Genomic DNA, 16,151 nt, shown 5'->3' with positions numbered 1-16,151 from the left:
AGCTCTTTGAATTTCAAAAGCGTAAATGTGCGCTCTTACCTCAAATTTCTGTTTCTAAAGATACGAAACAGGTTTGATTGCGAAATTTCTGCCTCAGTTTGCTATAAGGAGAGGAGCTGAGATAGGATGTCTTTTTGATTTTCCTTTTTGGGGGATCAGGTTAGCCAGAAAAGGCCTTACAAGTTAAAGGGAAAAACTCGTATGCTTAAGTATGGTTATTCTTGAATGCGTCATTTTGATTTTTTCTGCTGCGGTTGCTGGTGCGGGCGTCGCGTATGTCATTCACAATTTCAACTTGCCTAAACGTGAGCCTCAGCGAAATGACCGACATACCCAAGGGCTCGATCTCGACGCGTTTGTAACAGCCATGTCCAAGCCTTCGAAACAAGAGGAGGCCTTTTTTGCTGCTCGCCGCCGTTGCAGAGAAGGTGTCGGTCTCAGTAAGTGTGGTAAACTCGTGTACGCAAAAGATGAGACGACTGACAATTTTGAAGGCGGACAATAAACTTCCATCAACTGTGCCTCGGAGGCTGGGAACTGGGTTTGTCTCAAGAAGCGAAGACACAGTTTCGACAGCTGAGGAAAAGCGGTGGTGAGTTTAACTGATCTGATAACGATTAAGCAAACTGTTGGGTTTCGAATGATTGATAGAGATCCGGAAGATTTGAGTGGTTCACACGAAACTGATTTCTCTTCTTCTGCTTGCCATTCTCGACCTTTACGGCGGGATCGAGATAGACACTGCCTTGGCTGATGAGGCGCATAAATTTGAAGAAGTCGGTCCCTTGGCCAAGCTGGACTCTGTCAGCGTATTGATATTGCCTTGGGTTTCCGGATGATATGGAAGGAAGGTAAGCTGCCTGAGCATGCTTCCGGTTCCAGTGATTGAGCAAGTTTTTGAACTCCCACCCCGCAGCTATGCGATCATCACGCGCCACCAGCAAGATGTTTCCCCCCATATCGTCGATCTTGCCTGTTTCTGGGTCGTATCCCTCAACGACCATCCGAACCGAGGTGCGCGCGTGCGCTTTGGCCCCGCATCTGTAAACGCCGCCAAAGTTTCTGCGATGGGGCCGGCCTTGGGTGTCATCGTAACCAAAGTCATTCATAAACAGAGGGAAATCATCGGCATACACTCCTGAAGTTGGTTCAGGAGTCATCAATGTGACTGGAGATGTTGCCCGAAAATTCACGAAGTCTCGGACAGCATATTGCTTGATTTCCCATCCCAGAAAGTCAGGTTCGGCAATCCCATTGGGGATAATTCCCAATTCGGCTTCGAGCGTATATCCACCACCATTCTGTGCAGAATATGCCCTGATTGTTCCGTCAGAATGCAAGCGCTGCCCGGGAATCCAGCCCTTCCCATGAACATTCCGGAGTGTTTCCAAAAGAACCTCGCACGGGTCGCGACTGGCTTTGGTCGCCAGTCGGGTGATGTTAGAGAATACACCTTCCGACGGAAACTCACCCTGAGCTTCCAGCTCGGCGACTACGTCAGAATCATGGGCGCCTACATAGCCCAATACGCGCCCCTCGGAGGATACACCGAAAAACATCACCCTTCCTTCATCGCGGGACGCCATGAGGCCCTTCGGTGCATTCACAGCTTTCTGCAGAAAGCCCGACATCCTGACTTCGGGATATTTGGGGTAAAGAATGAGTTGGGCGTTGGGTGCTCGCCATGTTCCTTGGCTGTCTATCCAATAGAACTCTACAGAAGCTTTGTCGCGCCGCCGGACAGCTCCAGCTTTTTCAGAAAAATCGGTCTCGATATCACCATGCGGGATGATGTTAAGCGCATCAAAGCCGCCGCCCAGGTAAACTTGGTTCTTCGAATTGTCATTTGGGGCAAGACGCTTCGCATAAAATCGCTGCGCCCCTGCCTCCTGCATCGCTGTAATAAGAGTTCTCAGGGAGGTGAACATTGGTAGAGGCCTCTGATTTCAAATATTTTTTCATCAGAGGACAGCCATTGAGTGAGGGAGTCAATAACCGTTTCTAAGTTGATTTTCTTCGGGCCACGTAGAGCGCACTCCCATACAATTGCGACCCGCCAGCCCAATTCGAGTTGCTCACTGGTTATTTTGATGTCTCGCTCTCTGTTTGAGGATATTTTTTCATCCCAGAACTCACGCCGTGTCCGAGGCAGTCGGAAACGGTCGCAATCATGACCATGAAAGAAGCATCCCCTCACATCAATCAGTGCACTATATCGGCGCAGGATAATGTCTGGTGTCCCCGGAAGCACCTTATCATGAAGGCGAAAGCGAAAGCCGCGAGCGTGAAGCCCGCGGCGGATCAGAAGCTCTGGCTTCGTGTTCTTGCTACGAATTGCCGCCATGTTGCGGCTGCGGGTAGCTTGATCGTGAACATCAGACAGAGACGGCCTCCTTTGGGCGGTTGTCCATGACGTGCGCGATGTGAGGTGCCATAATTCGTGCTACCTCTTTGAACACCGGAACTGCAACGCTGTTACCAAACTGGCGATAGGCCTGGGTATCTGACACCGGAATTCTGAAGTCATCAGAATACCCCATGAGGCGAGCGCATTCACGCGGTGTCAGGCGGCGAGGGTTACTACCTTCCCCCTGATCAATCAGGATTTCAGACCCGTCCTTGTGGTAACGCGCAGACAGAGTTCGAGAGACATTCTCGGGTCCGACCAGACCAAAACCAAAGCCGTTACCTGCGGCTTTGTGTTTGGCTGCATAGTTTTGAAGGTATTCCCACAGTTTATCCGTCAGCGTATATTTCGGGTTAACCTTGGCATCCGGGCCCTCAGTAAAAGGCGCTTCGGGTGCCTCAGTTCCATTCTGAGGATGAAGTATCGAACTGAGCTTGATGCTGCCCTTAGGTTTTAATTGAAGGTCTGCAAAAGTGAAGCCGGTGTCCTCTTTGAAGCCTACAATGACGATCCTCTGACGGTGCTGAGGCACAAAGTGCTGAGCGTCGATAACTTGCGCCGTCACGGAGTATCCAAGCTCCCGCAAAGCCCCCATGATCACTTCAAATGTCTTTCCCTTGTCATGGCTTGTCAGGTTTTTGACATTTTCGAGCATGAAGGCTTCAGGACGATGATGTTCGAGGATCCTGACAACATCAAAAAACAGTGTCCCTTGAGCTTCATCACGAAAACCATGTTCTCGACCGAGTGAATTCTTTTTGGACACGCCAGCTAAGGAAAATGGCTGGCAGGGAAAACCTGCGCACAGAACATTGTGCGGAGGGATGTCTTTAGCGTCGACTTCACGGATGTCACCTGCGATAGGGCGGTTATCGCGGTAGTTCGCCTCATATGTCTGTCTTGAGAATTTATCCCATTCACTCGTAAAGACGCAATGCCCGCCGATGCTCTCCATGGCTTGGCGCAAGCCACCAATTCCCGCAAAAAGATCAATAAATGTGAAGCCTTGGCTCATCCAGGTCGCACCTCTCTTTTTTATGCACTGTATATGGGTATGACAGCTTGGTCCAGGCCAGTGATAACAACTTTCAAATCAGTCTGCCACAAATAAGTTCATCCTTTGTTCCCTTCTCGGCTCGACTGAAGGCAACGGGTTCGACTTTCTGCTAAGAGCATCAAAACTCTGAATTCCCGTACAATTTTCAGGAGTTTGAATGCCTTTGGAGACTGAGCAGCGTGTTGCTGTCTGTAACGTGAAAGCAAAAAACGTCGAAAGTTTCGGTGCTCTGGGCCTCTGTCTGTGAGCATTTCGACGGAGTGGAACCCCAAGCCCTTGTTTGCGGTGCCCTCTCCGATGGATTTATTAGATAACTCGGCGTTACATATGGCATCGACGCTATTCCAATCGAAGCCTTTGCCCGCGCTCTCGTAGAGCAGAAGACCTTTCTCGACCGTCGAGGCGACGTGATCCAGCTGATCTGCGAGAACGGCTTCAAGCATCTCGGAACGCGTCATTTCAACATGCGTCGAATAGTCGAAAGCCACCCCCGCTTGGATTTCATCCTCTGTATCTCAGCCTCCGCTACCTCGGCGCGCTGTTCAGCTATTTCAGCACGTTTGCGCAGTTGTTGGAGACAGCTCGCAATGTTTTCTTGGCCGCCAACGGCTTCGGCCAATTCTTGAATGCTCTGATGCACCCAATCTTTCTTGAAACCGGCTTCATTCTTGCGTTTCACGAAATCGCGCTGACGTTGCTTAGGAGTCTTGGCCTGCGCCTTTTCTTCATCAGCTTTGATCTTCTGTGGCAAAAGATCTCGCGCCCTCAGCAATAGAGCACCATTTGAGAGCCTCATGTGTGCCTCGGTAATCTCGATCTCTGACAGCTTTCCGTCTCGGATTGCGGTTTCGATTTCCGGATCAATGTGGATGATTTGTGCGGTCATAAGCTTTTCTCCCGTTAGCATAACGCGTTTGACTAACGGGAGATGGGTCCAAATGACCGACTACAAAGCGGTTTGTTTCAGTCGCACGGTCCCGTTCGGAAGCCCCGGGAAACATGTCGCAGCCCATGATCCTGCCGCAAATCGGTGTCACCAATCAGGCTGTCCGAACGAACTTTCCGAGCGGAGTATCGACGGATGTCCCGACGCTTGGGATCTGACCCATGGTCGAGCCGGCGACGATAGCCCTGATTTCTTTTGGCAGATCATCAACGCAACTTGCCTCAAGTCCAACCCGATCCCCGATCCGGTAATTGAACATTTCTGAGCCCGGGAAAACGCCGCGCTGGTAGCATGTTCCAGCGACGTTCAGAGAGATGCCGGTGCGGTAGATCACGCCGCCTTTGCGCTCGTGCCCGAACCCGCGCTCAGTCATAGCTGCGGAGAAGGCGAGGGACGAGATGACACGCCCGAGAGAGTTTTTCTCCATGAAATTTTTATATGCCGCATAGACATCTCCGGCGCGGACGCGCTTGCCTTCGCTTTTCAGCGTACAACAGGCGAGGAAATCGGCCAGAACGTCAGTCTCGGTTTTGTAGTGCTCTCGCGCTTCGACAATCGCTTTTGGTTCCGCTCCAAGGCCTTTTTGTTCGTAATACTGAACAGCACCTTCGACCGCCCAAGCCAAAATCTGCGGCAGCTCATTTTCGAGTTTCTCGTCAAGAAGTGGGTCTTTGGGTTTGGAGAAACCCTCGATATATCCAGCGTCGCCCGGATCTGCGAAGTGAGCAAGAAAAGGAATCTCAACGATACGCCGCCAGATTGCGTTGTCTTGGCTCAGTACGCGTGGACGGTGGTTCGTTTCGAGCACGATTTTTCCTTCAGGTTGGAATGCGACTGAACTTTTGAACTTCATCGACGCTTCAAGTCTGCCGCCGCCGGAAATCTTCTTCATCGGGGCTTCGTCGAGAACGTCGTCCGCAGAGCTTTCCTCAGCATGAATGAGACGCGCACCACGGAGGTTGGCAATCTCTTCGTTTGTGCCACCCAACTGTTTCGTATTGCCATGCTGCTTCATCATGAACTTTACATCGAGTTCAGAATACTGCTCTGGAACGAGCTTGCGCATGACTTCGCAGAAACGGCCTTTCATGTTCGAACTGGTGCCGTAAAAAAACCAAAACTTCTGTTCCGTGGTTTCTCCGGTGAGCGTGTATCCGACGAAGCGTTGCATATAGTCGATGAGGTCCTGGTCACCGAGGAACGCTTCATTGAGGGCCTTCATCCAAACCGGTGCTTTCGACGGATCAAATTCAATCTTTCTGCGTCTATTGGCGATTTTCACCGGGCTCATTCGCGTGATCAGGTTCTCCGGATTGTTCGCTTCGAGCTTGCCTGTGCGCAGATTGATGGTGCCTTCTGGTGTCGTCAGCAAGTGCTTGTACGTATCGAGCTCGGATGGCTTGATCGTGATATACTTTTTCGCAACTTCGACGCTTGCACTCATGGCACGCGCAGATTTCGCTGATTTAATGCGACTTGTGAGCTCCTGATGGGACATAACCCACGCTTCCGGCATATCCTTGCGCACCTGGTCCGCATCCTTCTTGGAGGTCGTAAAAGTAAGACCTTCGACCAGCCCGGAATCCGCGACGATTTTTGCAACCCGCGGCTCTTTCGCCATACGCTCCGCGATTTCCTGCGCCGCTCGAAGAAGGGCCGCAGTGTCTTCCTCCTCGATCAGCCAACGTGTGCCATTCCACTCAAGCCCACCAAGCGCCTTCGAATAGCCGAGACGGTCGTGCCAGACAGCAAGAAGTCGCTTCGCCATATCGACATCGGAATCGTCGAGGCAGAGCGAGAAAAAGATATCACGGCCGCTCAGAGTGCGCAGGATCGGATCAGCGACATACGCAGAGTTGATTGGCTCAATTCCAGCGCTCTTCATGTGGTCGGAAATAGTGCGCTTCGCCTCTTCTGACACATCTTCTGAATTGAGCGCGTCCTCGAAATATGTGAATTCCGCACCAACAGGCAGGAGATGTTTGACGGTCGAGAAATCGTCACTTCCGCGCGCATTGCGCAAGGCGCAAACTGCCGCGCGTTCGGCGGTTTCCCGGATCTGTGTTGCGGTCAATTCCCAGCTGTCAATCTCTCTCAGAATATCGGCAATGTAATCTCGTGTTTTCATTATGTTAGCCCTGTATCCTCACTGCTCTCCGGCGGTTTTGAGAAAGTTTGTTTTCACAATCCTCTATTCGATTGCGATAACGCCCTCGTCGTCGCAGCTTGTGAGAGTACCGGTTTCGAAGATTTCGTAGGCATTCGAGATGCGATGGGCTTCATGAAGCGGAGCAACGCAGGTCTTGCCGCCGATACGGACGAGAGCGACGGGCTCTCCGACAAGGCTCTTGCCGTTTTTCACGCGCGCCTCTCGCGTCTTCTCCGCGTGACTCTTGCCGCGATTGATGGTGCTCGTAAGCTCGACATCGAGAGCTTGTTGAACGGTCCCGATATAAATGGGCTTTCTCAAAATGTTCATCGACTGATCCTGTTTTGTGTCTCTGGAAAACAGGTATGTCCGGAAGATTCTGCGCAGAAATTTTTTAAAGATTTTTTCGAATAGCAGGACGATAAATCTGAGCAGGATTATCGTCTTGGGTCTCTATTTCGTCTTAATGCATTGAAATAAATTGGTTCTTTCATCATTCCGTTAGAAAAGCAGGACGAAGGACGATAATTTCAATTAGTATAGAGAGGAAAATGCAATTTCTTAAATATTGCACTGACCCTTTTAGGGCTCCTTTAATTTTTGCCCAATCGTCCTGATCCTTCATTGGGTGTCGCTTTGAGCCGGTAAAATAAGGGGTTTGAGAGCAGGATGATTATCCTCTTCGCCCTGATGGTGATTTTCCCGGGCGAAAGGGAGATTGGAGCGCGCCGCGCTCAAAACCCTTCACGTCTGAAAAGGAAAATTTACATCATGGAGCAGGAGTAATCACGAACCGTTGTCTTGTCCTAAATGGATTCGAGAACCGGCGCCGTCTCACGCTAAGCCGCACAGCGTTTGATGTTTACTTCCATCGTCATACTCATCGCTACCTTCTCCTCTGTAGCATGAGCAGAATTTCACTGGGCCGATACAGGCTCAGGAAGATCGGGCGGGAAGCCGTCGTTCGCCGCGGTGGCGAGACGGTCGGGCGGACGTGCAACAAGCGGACACGGGGTTTGATCCAGAACCGTGTTCCGTTATGAGCCCGCAAGACGGTCTTCAATACAGCCGATCTTCGTTTGAGTTGCGAGGCTTGAACTCAGCCAAGAAGCTTCTTTGCGCCAGCTGAAAACAGTCTTTCCGGTGAAGGCTCGTGGCGGTTAGCAAGTCATTTTGAATGAGCCGATATTTACGGTGCTCAGATCATGTTTATGTTTCGATCGCTCGATCTTGCGCTACTTGTCGCGGGCGGCACACATTGAGTGCGAGGGCTTCTGCATCGTTCCGATCGAATTTGCCGATGTTGCAGACGATATGACCATCGCGCGCGAAGAGATATTCAGACCGTTCATGGCGGTTCTTGAATTTGAATATAAGAATGACGTGATCACACGGGCGAATGGCGCGCCTTATGGCCTCTCCGCCGGGGTGTTCACGCAGGACATCATCCGAGCACGCCGGATCATAGCAAATTTTGAAGGCGGGTAGCTGTTTTGTTAACTCCTGAAAGACGCCCCTATCGAAGCGCCTTTAGGGGTTACAGAATAGTCCGGGGTTGGACTGGATAACACCAAGGCCGCCATTTGACACTATAGCCAGTCGAAGGCGGTAATTGTGCCTATGAGCGATCTGAAGACGCCATTCTGACGCACATGCCAAGCAACTGCTCGGCGCGCTTCTAAATCATGTCGCTTCCGGTTGGCGGGAAACAGCGTCGGGCCAAGCGACTGCAGCGTCATTGCTGGAGCTAGACATGACAGGTCCGACCTGCAATTCAGATTCCGCAGGTAAATATGAAGGTTCCGCTAAAGTCGGGTGATTGCTTGCTAGTTCCAGTCTGAAAACGGCTTCCTTCGAAGAAATGGAGCAACTCGACATCCGAGTCTTCAGCTATCAAACGAAATCCTGAGGTGAATTCGGTAGGAGTTATCGATGTGTGCTTTGGCTGCGGCTTCTGCTCCTTCAGGATTTCTTGCGCGGATGGCGTCCACGATCGCCTTGTGCTCCTGATACAGCGCATCCGGCCGATCTTCCGGGATGTACTTTTCACCGCGCATGAAAGCGAGATCATCTTTCAACGCATCGTAAATTTTCAACAGGTAGCGGTTCTTTGCTGCGTAGAAAATCGCTTGATGTAGATCCCAGTTTTTCTGATTGAAAGATCTGAGGTTTGTTTTTTTTGAGTGAGCATTTTCAAGGATCGCCTCCAAGTGCTCGATCTCCAGATCTGACGCATGCTGTGCTGCGAAACGCGCTGCAACTCCTTCGATCTCCTTGCGTAGCGAGTAGAGTTCGGAAATCTCAAGCCGATCCAGTTCGGCAACGACCGCCCCCCGTTGCGGCTCAATGATGACACGCCCCTCGGACTGCAATCGGCGAATAGCCTCGCGCACGGGAGTCCGGCTTAGGCCGAGGGTCTTGGCAACGACAGCCTCCTTGATTCGTTCGCCTGGGCTATAATCGCCGTCCCGGATGTCTTGCAGCAGGTGTCGATACACCTGTTCAGCCAGAGGTAGGTCTGTGTTGTCGTTGATATCATTCACTGTTTGGCCTCCGGTTTGCGGTTTCAAGGGGCTGATAAGGATGGATAAATAGTGCCGTCTCAAAAATGATTCAAGAACAAGCAACTTATTCTTGATGTTTTTTAATGTTTATGTTTGCATGCAATTAGAAACATTATTGAAGCGCAATAGAGGAGATCTGTGATGCGTGCATTCCTGAAATCGTTTGTCCTAGGGGCCGCGGTGACCCTGTCCGGCTCTGCCGCCTTTGCCGCCGATGACGATTTTCCGCGGAAACCTGTCAGCATGATTGTCGCGTATTCGCCGGGGGGTGGCACCGACACTGCAGCGCGCATCCTGGCCAACTACATGGACAAACATCTCGGTCAGAGAATGATCATCCGCAACAAGCCAGGTGCCGGCGGACAGGTCGGCTTCTCGGAGCTGGCCCGTGCGGATAATGACGGGTACACGATTGGTTTCATCAATGTGCCTTCAATCTTTCTCGTGAAGATGATGCGCGACAACGTTCCGTTCGAGATGTCCGATTTCGAGCCGATCGGGAATATTCAGCTGGACCCTGTCGTGCTTACCGTGCCGGCGGACAGCCCCTATAACACGTTTGAAGAGTTCGTCACCGCCGCGAAGGCCGAGCCGGGCGCGCTCACGGTCGGGGGCGATGGTCCGCAATCAAATAACCAGTTGCAACTCGTCGTAGCCGAGGATGCGCTGGAGATGGACGTCAACTTCGTTCCCTTCAGTGGTTCGGGACCTGCGATTACTGCGACTTTGGGTAACCAAGTTGATGCGTCGATCCCTTCGGCAAGTTCGGCGGCGAGCCAAGTCACGGAAGGTAGGCTCAAGGCTCTCGCGGTCTTTGCTTCTCAGCGTTACCCCTATCTGCCGGACGTGCCGACTGTGGCCGAAGCCACCGGGGTGGACGTCAAGAACATCGGCGCGGCGATGCGCGGTGTCGCCGTACCCAAAGGCATAGATCCTGAGCGCAAGGCCGTGCTTGAAGCCGCCTTCCGCGATGTCGTGAACGACCCCGAGTTCATTGCGCATATCGAGCGCCTCGGCCTGCCTCTCGCTTATATGACAGCGGACGAATTCGGCAGCTACCTGTCCGAGGCAGAAGCCGAGATATCCGGCTACATTGAACTCCTGAAATAACTCGAAAAAAGGTGAGGGCCCTAGCGATGTCTGACACTCGCAAACGTGATCTTCTGTTTTGTGCAATGGCAATCGCTGCGGCCCTGATCGTGCTGATCGCCAGTTTTTCCTACCAGAGCGCTTCTGCCTATTTTCCACGATTACTGACGATCTTCGTGGCGCTTCTGGCTCTCGCTCTTGGCGTTGAGCGCTACCGCAGTGAGCCAAACGTCGAAAGGGCGGACGGCACCGGGAATGATGAACTTTGGGCATTTCTCAAGATCGTTGCCAGCATCTTGGCCTATGTTGGCGCAATGCTCCTGATCGGCTTTACCGCGGCCACGGTCCTGTTTCTGACCGCAATGATGACGATGCTCGGCGCACGGAACCTTGTGATACTTGTACCCGTTGCGCTCGGTCTAACTGGCTTGCTGGTGTTTCTATTCTTCTGGTTTCTCGGCGTGTCACCGCCTGAAGCTCTGGTCTCTTTCTGAAAACGCGTCTGAGGAACACGAAATGCTTGAGAATATCCTTCTTGGTCTGGGTGCCCTATTGACGCCCATGTCACTCTTCGCGGTCACGATGGGCGTGATTGGGGGTGTGATCATCGGTTCGCTGCCTGGTCTAACAAGTACCATGGGCGTAGCTCTGTTGATCCCGCTCACGTTTTCGATGCCTCCTGAAGCTGGGCTCGCAATGCTGGGCGGCATCTATCTGGCATCGACCTACAGCGGGGCGATCAGCGCGATCATCCTCAATATCCCGGGAACGCCGGCGGCGGTCGCGACACTGCTTGACGGGCATCCGATGTCCCAGAGGGGTGAGACGACACGCGCCTTGGCCTTGGCCACGTTCGGATCGAGCGTCGGTGGATTGCTGAGCGTAATTGCCCTGTTGCTCTTGGCCCCGCCGCTCGCGGAGTTCGCGCTGCGCTTCGGATCGCCCGAGTACTTCCTGCTCGCCGTGTTTGGCATCACCGTCATTGCATCGCTTTCGGCGGGTGCCATGACCAAAGGTTTGATCGCGGGAGCGTTGGGCCTGTTGCTCAGCACGATTGGCGCGCATCCTCTGACTGGCGAGTTGCGCTTCACCTTCGGCCAAGCATCGCTCTATGACGGCATCCCGATGGTTGTCTCCCTGATCGGCCTCTACTCCATCCCGGAGGTCGTCTCGATGATCTCGAACCGGACGGCAGTCAGCCCACAGGCCGACTTGACGTCAAAACGTGGCCCGTTCTCCTATCTCGGCGAAGTCACAGCGCAACGGCTCAACGTGATCCGTTCGTCTCTTATCGGGATCGTGGTCGGTATCATTCCAGGGGTCGGATGCAGCGTCGGCGGTTTCCTGTCCTATGACGCCGCGAAGCGCGCTTCGAAGAACACGGAGCAGTTCGGCAAAGGATCGCCCGAAGGTATCGTGGCAAGTGAAACGGCCAATAACGCAGTGACCGGCGGCACGTTGATCCCGCTTCTCACGCTAGGCATTCCCGGCAACCCGGTTACGGCCGTATTGCTCGGGGGGCTGATGATCCACGGCTTGCGGCCGGGTGCGGATCTCTTCACGCTGAACGCCGATATCACATATGGCTTCATACTGAGCCTGTTGGTGGCCAACATTCTCTTCGTTCCGGTCGGTTTGATCTTCGCACGCTACTGCGCCCGCGTGATTATGGTTCCCCGCGAAATCCTCGCCCCCTGCATCCTCGCCTTCGCTGTAATCGGCGCTTACTCGATCCGCGGATCCGTCGATGATGTTCTCATCATGCTGGCGGTCGGGGCAATCGGGTTCGGGTTCAACTACTTCGCGGTGCCGCGCGCTCCGCTGGTGCTGGGGCTTGTGCTTGGAACGCTGGCTGAGGGCGAACTCGCGCGCTCGTTGGCACTGGTCCAGGGCGATATAGGCGCCTTCGCGATGCAACTCGTCACACGGCCGATCTGTATTGTGCTTCTGATCCTGTGCGCCTTCGCACTGTATCAAGGCGTGGTTCAGCACCGCCGCAATTCACACATGCTTGACAGCTAACGGATTTAGCAAAAGGGAGAACCCAAATGATCCGCGCATCTCTGACTACAAGTGCCTTCCTGGTATCGTTGACCGGGGCAATCTGGGCGCAAGAGGTGTCCGTGCCAGATAAACTGGCGCTGGATGAGGAAGGAACCGTGGAAATTGCTGGCTCCGGCTTCCCGTCAAACGAACCGGTCTTCCTCCTGTTCACCACCTCCGATGGTGTTACGTCGGATATCGGCTATGCCCTTGATCCCGAGCCGTCCGCAGATGCGGCGGGAAACTGGAAGACCACATGGTCGTATGGGCGCTTCGTCAATCAGGGACTCGTTGAAACCGGTAGTTTCGATCTGGTCGTGACCAACGGTGAATTCAACACCCTTTCCGGGATCAAGATCGACTTCGCGGACTAAACTCCAATCTGGTCCAGAAATCAAACGCGGGCGTGGAACTAGCACGCCCGCCGCACTAAAAAACACAGGTTATCGATGACGATGAGTACTCCGATCCGGCGAGTTGGCGATGCCAGCGAACATCATTTTTTCGGCTACTACAACAAGTCTAACTTCGACCGAAATGACCAACGTCTGTTGGCGCAACGTGTCGATCTGTTTACCGGCGACATCACCGGCAAGCAAATCGCGAAGGTCGGCTATTTTGATCTCGAGGATCGCGATCGGTTCCATGAAATTGGCCAGACGACGACATGGAATTGGCAAATGGGGAGCCAGTTGCAATGGATCGGAAAGACCAATCAAGTCATCTTTAATACGAGGCGGAGCAAGCCAGCAGGTGATTTGCCCTATCCCGACTTCTGTTCGACAATCGTGGATTTGGACACTGGCTCGACACGAACACTTCCGCTACCCGTTTACGTCCTCGCTCCGGCGGGAGACTATGCACTATGCGTCGATTACAGCCGTTTCATGGTGACGCACAAGACCATCGGCTATCCCGCGACACACACCGAACCGGCACTCGATCCTGCGCCAGCCAGTGACGGCATCTACCGTATGGATATTGAGACGGGCCACTACGACCTGATCCTCAGCCTTGCGCAACTCAGGGCCCATCAACCCGTGCCCTCCATGGAAAAGGCGATCCATTGGATCACGCATCTTGAAGCAAACCCGTCAGGGACACGCTTTCTGTTCATCCATCGCTGGACGGAGCGCGTCGAGGACGAGACGTGTTTTCTACACCGTCTCTTTACGATCAATGGGGACGGGACCGATCTGAGGCTTCTGGAATGCACTGACCATCCCCTGCCGCAGCTCAGTGAAGACTTCGACCCGGGCGCGGTGGGGACGTTCGACTATGAGAAATCCGAGTACCAGATTTCACACCCGATCTGGAAATCCGACCGCGAGATCATTGTCTGGGGACCGCATGACGGCTCGATTCATTATCACCTCTACGACGATGTCTCGGGCATTGCGGAAGTCGTAGGCCGCGATGTTCTGACTGAGAACGGTCACATGAGCTATTCGAGAAACGGGCGCTGGATACTTTCCGACACATATCCCGACAAGACGACCAACGAACGGATTCTTTTTCTGTACGATGTCGAAACTGGCCTGAGTCACGATCTCGGATCATTCTACACGCCGCCGGATCTCGGCAAGCACAACCGCTGCGACCTTCATCCACGTTGGAGCCATTCGGAAAAATCCGTTTGCATTGACTCGGTACACGAGGGATCTAGGCAGATGTATCTTCTGGATGTTTCTGCGGTGTTGGATGATTGCGACGTTCCGGGTGATATCTGTGTTACTACAACTGAAGCTCGGCACCTCAATAAAGCTGCAAGTTGACAAAGATTTCAGACAATCTGGACATCTGGACATCTGGACATCAAGAATGACTGCACGCGGGACCGACACAAAAGTGTCGCTGCTGGCAGTCTGAAATTTTAGATGCACAATGTCCTGAAAGATCCAGCCCATTTTCGACACGGCTTGCAGCAGAACCTCCTGACAGTAATCGAAAAGGTTCAATTAAGGTATGGTCCGACATTCTTGCTGGAACACGGTCGCACCCACCGCAGGCGTTCAACTTGTTTGCAATCAACAGCAATGGCTCGAAGCGTGAACGAAATTAGCCTCGCGCTTAGACGCAACGAATTCATCCGTTGTCCCGCGATGTATGAGTTCGACGAAGCAGGAGTTCGCGCTTGCAGCGAATGACCGGAAAGCGAGCTGCGACCGCGGCATCTTGAACAGTTTGCAAACGTCAGCAAGGGGCCGTACTTTCGAGTTCGATTTTGTTGCGCATGCGAACTGTCGCAACCGCACTCACGGCAAAATGTGCTCCAAGCGGTCATTGCACTCCGGCTACATCGCGGATTTCACTTGGGTCATTTGCTGTAAGGCGCTGGCCTTTAAGTAGCATTTCTTTGAGCCGGACTGTGTTTTCAAATGCAATGAGCCCGCGCGGGCCAAATTTATCCAAGAATATTTTTCCGGTTTCCGCAAACGCATCCAATTCCCTTTTGCCGGGTGCGCTTTGGCTCACGGCGAGAAGCAATTTTGAGGAAACTATGGAAACCCTTGCACGATCAGAAAACCTGTCATTCATGACGTCCCCCAAAAGCCACAGACCTTCGCCTGCTACTCTACTCTACCATTCTATAGGAAGCCGTAGGGTAGAAACTTCGGTTCATTCCGCGGGATCCGAGCCAGCTTTGCCTGCTGCGCCAGAAGGGGTAACGCACGAGATCTCCAACGCCGATATCGCCAAGATCGCCGTAAAATAAAGGAGGAGAACATGCCAATCATTTCATTCTGTTCTCCGAAGGGTGGCGCGGGCAAGACAACGAGTGCCATCGTCCTTGCGACAACCCTGTCGCAGGGCGCCACTGTCGAGGTCATTGACGCAGATCCGGCTGCTCGTGCATGTGCCTGGGCGCAACGGGGAAATGTGCCAGAAAACATGACGATCCGGACGTCACGCGGAGAGCGTCATATTCAAGATGAGATCGCAGAGGCTGCGGCACGAGTTGATGTCGTGATCGTTGACCTTGAGGGCGCAGCTACAAACCTCAACTCGATGGTGTTGGCTGAAAGCGACCTCGTCGTTGTCCCTGCTGGCGACGAGCAACAAGACGTTGACGCTGCGGTGGACGCACTTGCGCAAATAGCATTGCTCGAACGATCACTACGACGGGAAATCAGATCCGCAGTTCTGTTCGGTCGAACGAAGGCTGCGGTCAAAGCCCGGAATGCGCGGGATCTCAACGGGCTGATGCGTGCAAATGTGGAAACCTTTTCCGTAGAACTGCACGACCGGACGGCATTCTCGTCGCTGCACAGCTTGGGGGGCTCTCTATATGACATGAGCCCCAAAGAGGTCGGAGGCCTCCCGCGTGCCATCGCAAATGCGGAGGCATTTGCCGCAGAAATTATTGAGCGTCTCGGAGGAGCAGGCAAATGACGCAGAAAGTCGACTTTCAAAAACTCAAAGATGTGCCACTCGCGCGAGATCGTGAGACACGCTTTTCTGGACACAATCATCACGGCCTATGGCCCAGCCGAGACCTTGGCAAGCAGGACGGTCAACTTTCGATCAAAGGGCCGCAAGACATTCTCGACCAGTTCAAACGGCTCTGCAAAACGGAACGCAGACCGTACTACGAGATGCTCGAACTCTTGATGCAGACTTATGATGACGATCCAGAACCCAAGGGCAGTCTTTAAGGGGTGAGCGACTGTATATTATCCATTTGAAGGATGGAGCGGAGCGGTTTGGTCGCCAAGCGCGATCAAACTGCTCGTCAACAACCACCAGTTTCATGTTCGCGTGAACACATGGACGATCTCCTCGCGGATCTCAAGAACGGTCTCGTTTGGTACGTCACTGTGCAGCGCAGCGCGCAGTTTGTTTTTGGCTTTCGATGCGTCGATCTGCCCAGTGAAGATATCAATGCCGCGAAATTC

At 53.1% G+C, this 16,151-nt stretch carries 17 protein-coding genes; 9 read left to right on the top strand and 8 right to left on the bottom strand.

Features of this window, described 5'->3' with window-relative positions:
* Positions 1-211 precede the first annotated feature (211 nt).
* Positions 212-505, top strand: coding sequence for a hypothetical protein (locus J5Y17_RS16615; protein ID WP_219786717.1), 294 nt, complete (start codon positions 212-214; stop codon positions 503-505).
* A gap of 112 nt (positions 506-617) precedes the next feature.
* On the opposite strand, the gene J5Y17_RS16610 is transcribed toward J5Y17_RS16615, so the two are convergent.
* From J5Y17_RS16610 to J5Y17_RS16585, 6 genes are all read right to left on the bottom strand, one after another.
* On the bottom strand, positions 618-1,928 hold the full coding sequence (locus J5Y17_RS16610; protein ID WP_219786715.1) for an MvaI/BcnI family restriction endonuclease: 1,311 nt from the start codon (positions 1,926-1,928) through the stop codon (positions 618-620).
* A complete protein-coding gene (locus J5Y17_RS16605) occupies positions 1,913-2,344 on the bottom strand; it encodes a very short patch repair endonuclease (RefSeq protein WP_255572167.1) in 432 nt (143 codons plus the stop codon). Before J5Y17_RS16605 ends, J5Y17_RS16610 begins: the two co-directional genes overlap by 16 nt.
* A gap of 31 nt (positions 2,345-2,375) precedes the next feature.
* Positions 2,376-3,422 carry a DNA (cytosine-5-)-methyltransferase gene (dcm, locus tag J5Y17_RS16600; protein ID WP_219786713.1) on the bottom strand — a complete coding sequence of 349 codons (1,047 nt, stop codon included), beginning with the start codon at positions 3,420-3,422 and terminating at the stop codon, positions 2,376-2,378.
* Between the two features lie 496 nt (positions 3,423-3,918).
* The gene (locus tag J5Y17_RS16595; RefSeq protein ID WP_219786711.1) at positions 3,919-4,350 is read right to left on the bottom strand and encodes a hypothetical protein; all 432 of its coding nucleotides are present in this window, start codon (positions 4,348-4,350) and stop codon (positions 3,919-3,921) included.
* 154 nt (positions 4,351-4,504) lie between these two features.
* Complete coding sequence (locus J5Y17_RS16590; protein WP_219786709.1) at positions 4,505-6,538, bottom strand: phage/plasmid primase, P4 family; 2,034 nt, start codon at positions 6,536-6,538, stop codon at positions 4,505-4,507.
* 63 nt (positions 6,539-6,601) lie between these two features.
* Complete coding sequence (locus J5Y17_RS16585) at positions 6,602-6,889, bottom strand: hypothetical protein (protein WP_219786707.1); 288 nt, start codon at positions 6,887-6,889, stop codon at positions 6,602-6,604.
* 864 nt (positions 6,890-7,753) lie between these two features.
* On the opposite strand from J5Y17_RS16585, the gene J5Y17_RS16580 reads away from it, so the two are divergent.
* Entirely contained in the window at positions 7,754-8,047 is a 294-nt protein-coding gene (locus J5Y17_RS16580) for an aldehyde dehydrogenase family protein (protein ID WP_370628987.1), read from the top strand.
* A gap of 398 nt (positions 8,048-8,445) precedes the next feature.
* Here J5Y17_RS16580 and J5Y17_RS16575 read toward each other — a convergent pair whose 3' ends face one another.
* Positions 8,446-9,102 (bottom strand): GntR family transcriptional regulator, encoded by a 657-nt coding sequence (locus tag J5Y17_RS16575; RefSeq protein WP_219786703.1) that lies wholly within the window; start codon positions 9,100-9,102, stop codon positions 8,446-8,448.
* A gap of 162 nt (positions 9,103-9,264) precedes the next feature.
* Here J5Y17_RS16575 and J5Y17_RS16570 point away from each other — a divergent pair, with 162 nt between their 5' ends.
* The 5 genes from J5Y17_RS16570 to J5Y17_RS16550 all read left to right on the top strand — a co-directional run bounded on the left by J5Y17_RS16570 (position 9,265) and on the right by J5Y17_RS16550 (position 14,030).
* A complete protein-coding gene (locus tag J5Y17_RS16570) occupies positions 9,265-10,233 on the top strand; it encodes a tripartite tricarboxylate transporter substrate binding protein (protein ID WP_219786702.1) in 969 nt (322 codons plus the stop codon).
* Positions 10,234-10,259: 26 nt separating this feature from the next.
* On the top strand, positions 10,260-10,706 hold the full coding sequence (locus J5Y17_RS16565) for a tripartite tricarboxylate transporter TctB family protein (protein WP_219786700.1): 447 nt from the start codon (positions 10,260-10,262) through the stop codon (positions 10,704-10,706).
* A gap of 22 nt (positions 10,707-10,728) precedes the next feature.
* Positions 10,729-12,234, top strand: coding sequence for a tripartite tricarboxylate transporter permease (locus tag J5Y17_RS16560; protein ID WP_219786698.1), 1,506 nt, complete (start codon positions 10,729-10,731; stop codon positions 12,232-12,234).
* A gap of 26 nt (positions 12,235-12,260) precedes the next feature.
* On the top strand, positions 12,261-12,629 hold the full coding sequence (locus tag J5Y17_RS16555; RefSeq protein ID WP_219786696.1) for a hypothetical protein: 369 nt from the start codon (positions 12,261-12,263) through the stop codon (positions 12,627-12,629).
* 81 nt (positions 12,630-12,710) lie between these two features.
* Complete coding sequence (locus J5Y17_RS16550) at positions 12,711-14,030, top strand: hypothetical protein (RefSeq protein WP_219786694.1); 1,320 nt, start codon at positions 12,711-12,713, stop codon at positions 14,028-14,030.
* A 505-nt stretch (positions 14,031-14,535) separates the two neighbouring features.
* Here the strand turns inward: J5Y17_RS16550 and J5Y17_RS16545 are convergent.
* A complete protein-coding gene (locus J5Y17_RS16545) occupies positions 14,536-14,793 on the bottom strand; it encodes a hypothetical protein (protein WP_219786692.1) in 258 nt (85 codons plus the stop codon).
* Between the two features lie 189 nt (positions 14,794-14,982).
* On the opposite strand from J5Y17_RS16545, the gene J5Y17_RS16540 reads away from it, so the two are divergent.
* Complete coding sequence (locus J5Y17_RS16540; RefSeq protein ID WP_219786690.1) at positions 14,983-15,648, top strand: ParA family protein; 666 nt, start codon at positions 14,983-14,985, stop codon at positions 15,646-15,648.
* Positions 15,645-15,911, top strand: coding sequence for a hypothetical protein (locus J5Y17_RS16535; protein ID WP_219786689.1), 267 nt, complete (start codon positions 15,645-15,647; stop codon positions 15,909-15,911). The genes J5Y17_RS16540 and J5Y17_RS16535 overlap by 4 nt, the downstream gene beginning before the upstream one ends.
* Positions 15,912-16,151: the final 240 nt, after the last annotated feature.

This window comes from Celeribacter sp. PS-C1 (genome assembly GCF_019429625.1).
Taxonomy (GTDB): Bacteria; Pseudomonadota; Alphaproteobacteria; order Rhodobacterales; family Rhodobacteraceae; genus Celeribacter.
The sequence above is the reverse complement of the archived record's forward strand: the minus strand, read 5'-3'. Positions and strand labels throughout refer to the sequence as shown.

Bases quoted from the DNA above. Each gene is read 5' to 3' on its own strand.
- J5Y17_RS16615 (WP_219786717.1), top strand. From the start codon at position 212: ATGGTTATTCTTGAATGCGTCATTTTGATTTTTTCTGCTGCGGTTGCT.
- J5Y17_RS16610 (WP_219786715.1), bottom strand. From the start codon at position 1,928: ATGTTCACCTCCCTGAGAACTCTTATTACAGCGATGCAGGAGGCAGGG.
- J5Y17_RS16605 (WP_255572167.1), bottom strand. From the start codon at position 2,344: ATGGCGGCAATTCGTAGCAAGAACACGAAGCCAGAGCTTCTGATCCGC.
- dcm (WP_219786713.1), bottom strand. From the start codon at position 3,422: ATGAGCCAAGGCTTCACATTTATTGATCTTTTTGCGGGAATTGGTGGC.
- J5Y17_RS16595 (WP_219786711.1), bottom strand. From the start codon at position 4,350: ATGACCGCACAAATCATCCACATTGATCCGGAAATCGAAACCGCAATC.
- J5Y17_RS16590 (WP_219786709.1), bottom strand. From the start codon at position 6,538: ATGAAAACACGAGATTACATTGCCGATATTCTGAGAGAGATTGACAGC.
- J5Y17_RS16585 (WP_219786707.1), bottom strand. From the start codon at position 6,889: ATGAACATTTTGAGAAAGCCCATTTATATCGGGACCGTTCAACAAGCT.
- J5Y17_RS16570 (WP_219786702.1), top strand. From the start codon at position 9,265: ATGCGTGCATTCCTGAAATCGTTTGTCCTAGGGGCCGCGGTGACCCTG.
- J5Y17_RS16565 (WP_219786700.1), top strand. From the start codon at position 10,260: ATGTCTGACACTCGCAAACGTGATCTTCTGTTTTGTGCAATGGCAATC.
- J5Y17_RS16560 (WP_219786698.1), top strand. From the start codon at position 10,729: ATGCTTGAGAATATCCTTCTTGGTCTGGGTGCCCTATTGACGCCCATG.
- J5Y17_RS16555 (WP_219786696.1), top strand. From the start codon at position 12,261: ATGATCCGCGCATCTCTGACTACAAGTGCCTTCCTGGTATCGTTGACC.
- J5Y17_RS16550 (WP_219786694.1), top strand. From the start codon at position 12,711: ATGAGTACTCCGATCCGGCGAGTTGGCGATGCCAGCGAACATCATTTT.
- J5Y17_RS16545 (WP_219786692.1), bottom strand. From the start codon at position 14,793: ATGAATGACAGGTTTTCTGATCGTGCAAGGGTTTCCATAGTTTCCTCA.
- J5Y17_RS16540 (WP_219786690.1), top strand. From the start codon at position 14,983: ATGCCAATCATTTCATTCTGTTCTCCGAAGGGTGGCGCGGGCAAGACA.
- J5Y17_RS16535 (WP_219786689.1), top strand. From the start codon at position 15,645: ATGACGCAGAAAGTCGACTTTCAAAAACTCAAAGATGTGCCACTCGCG.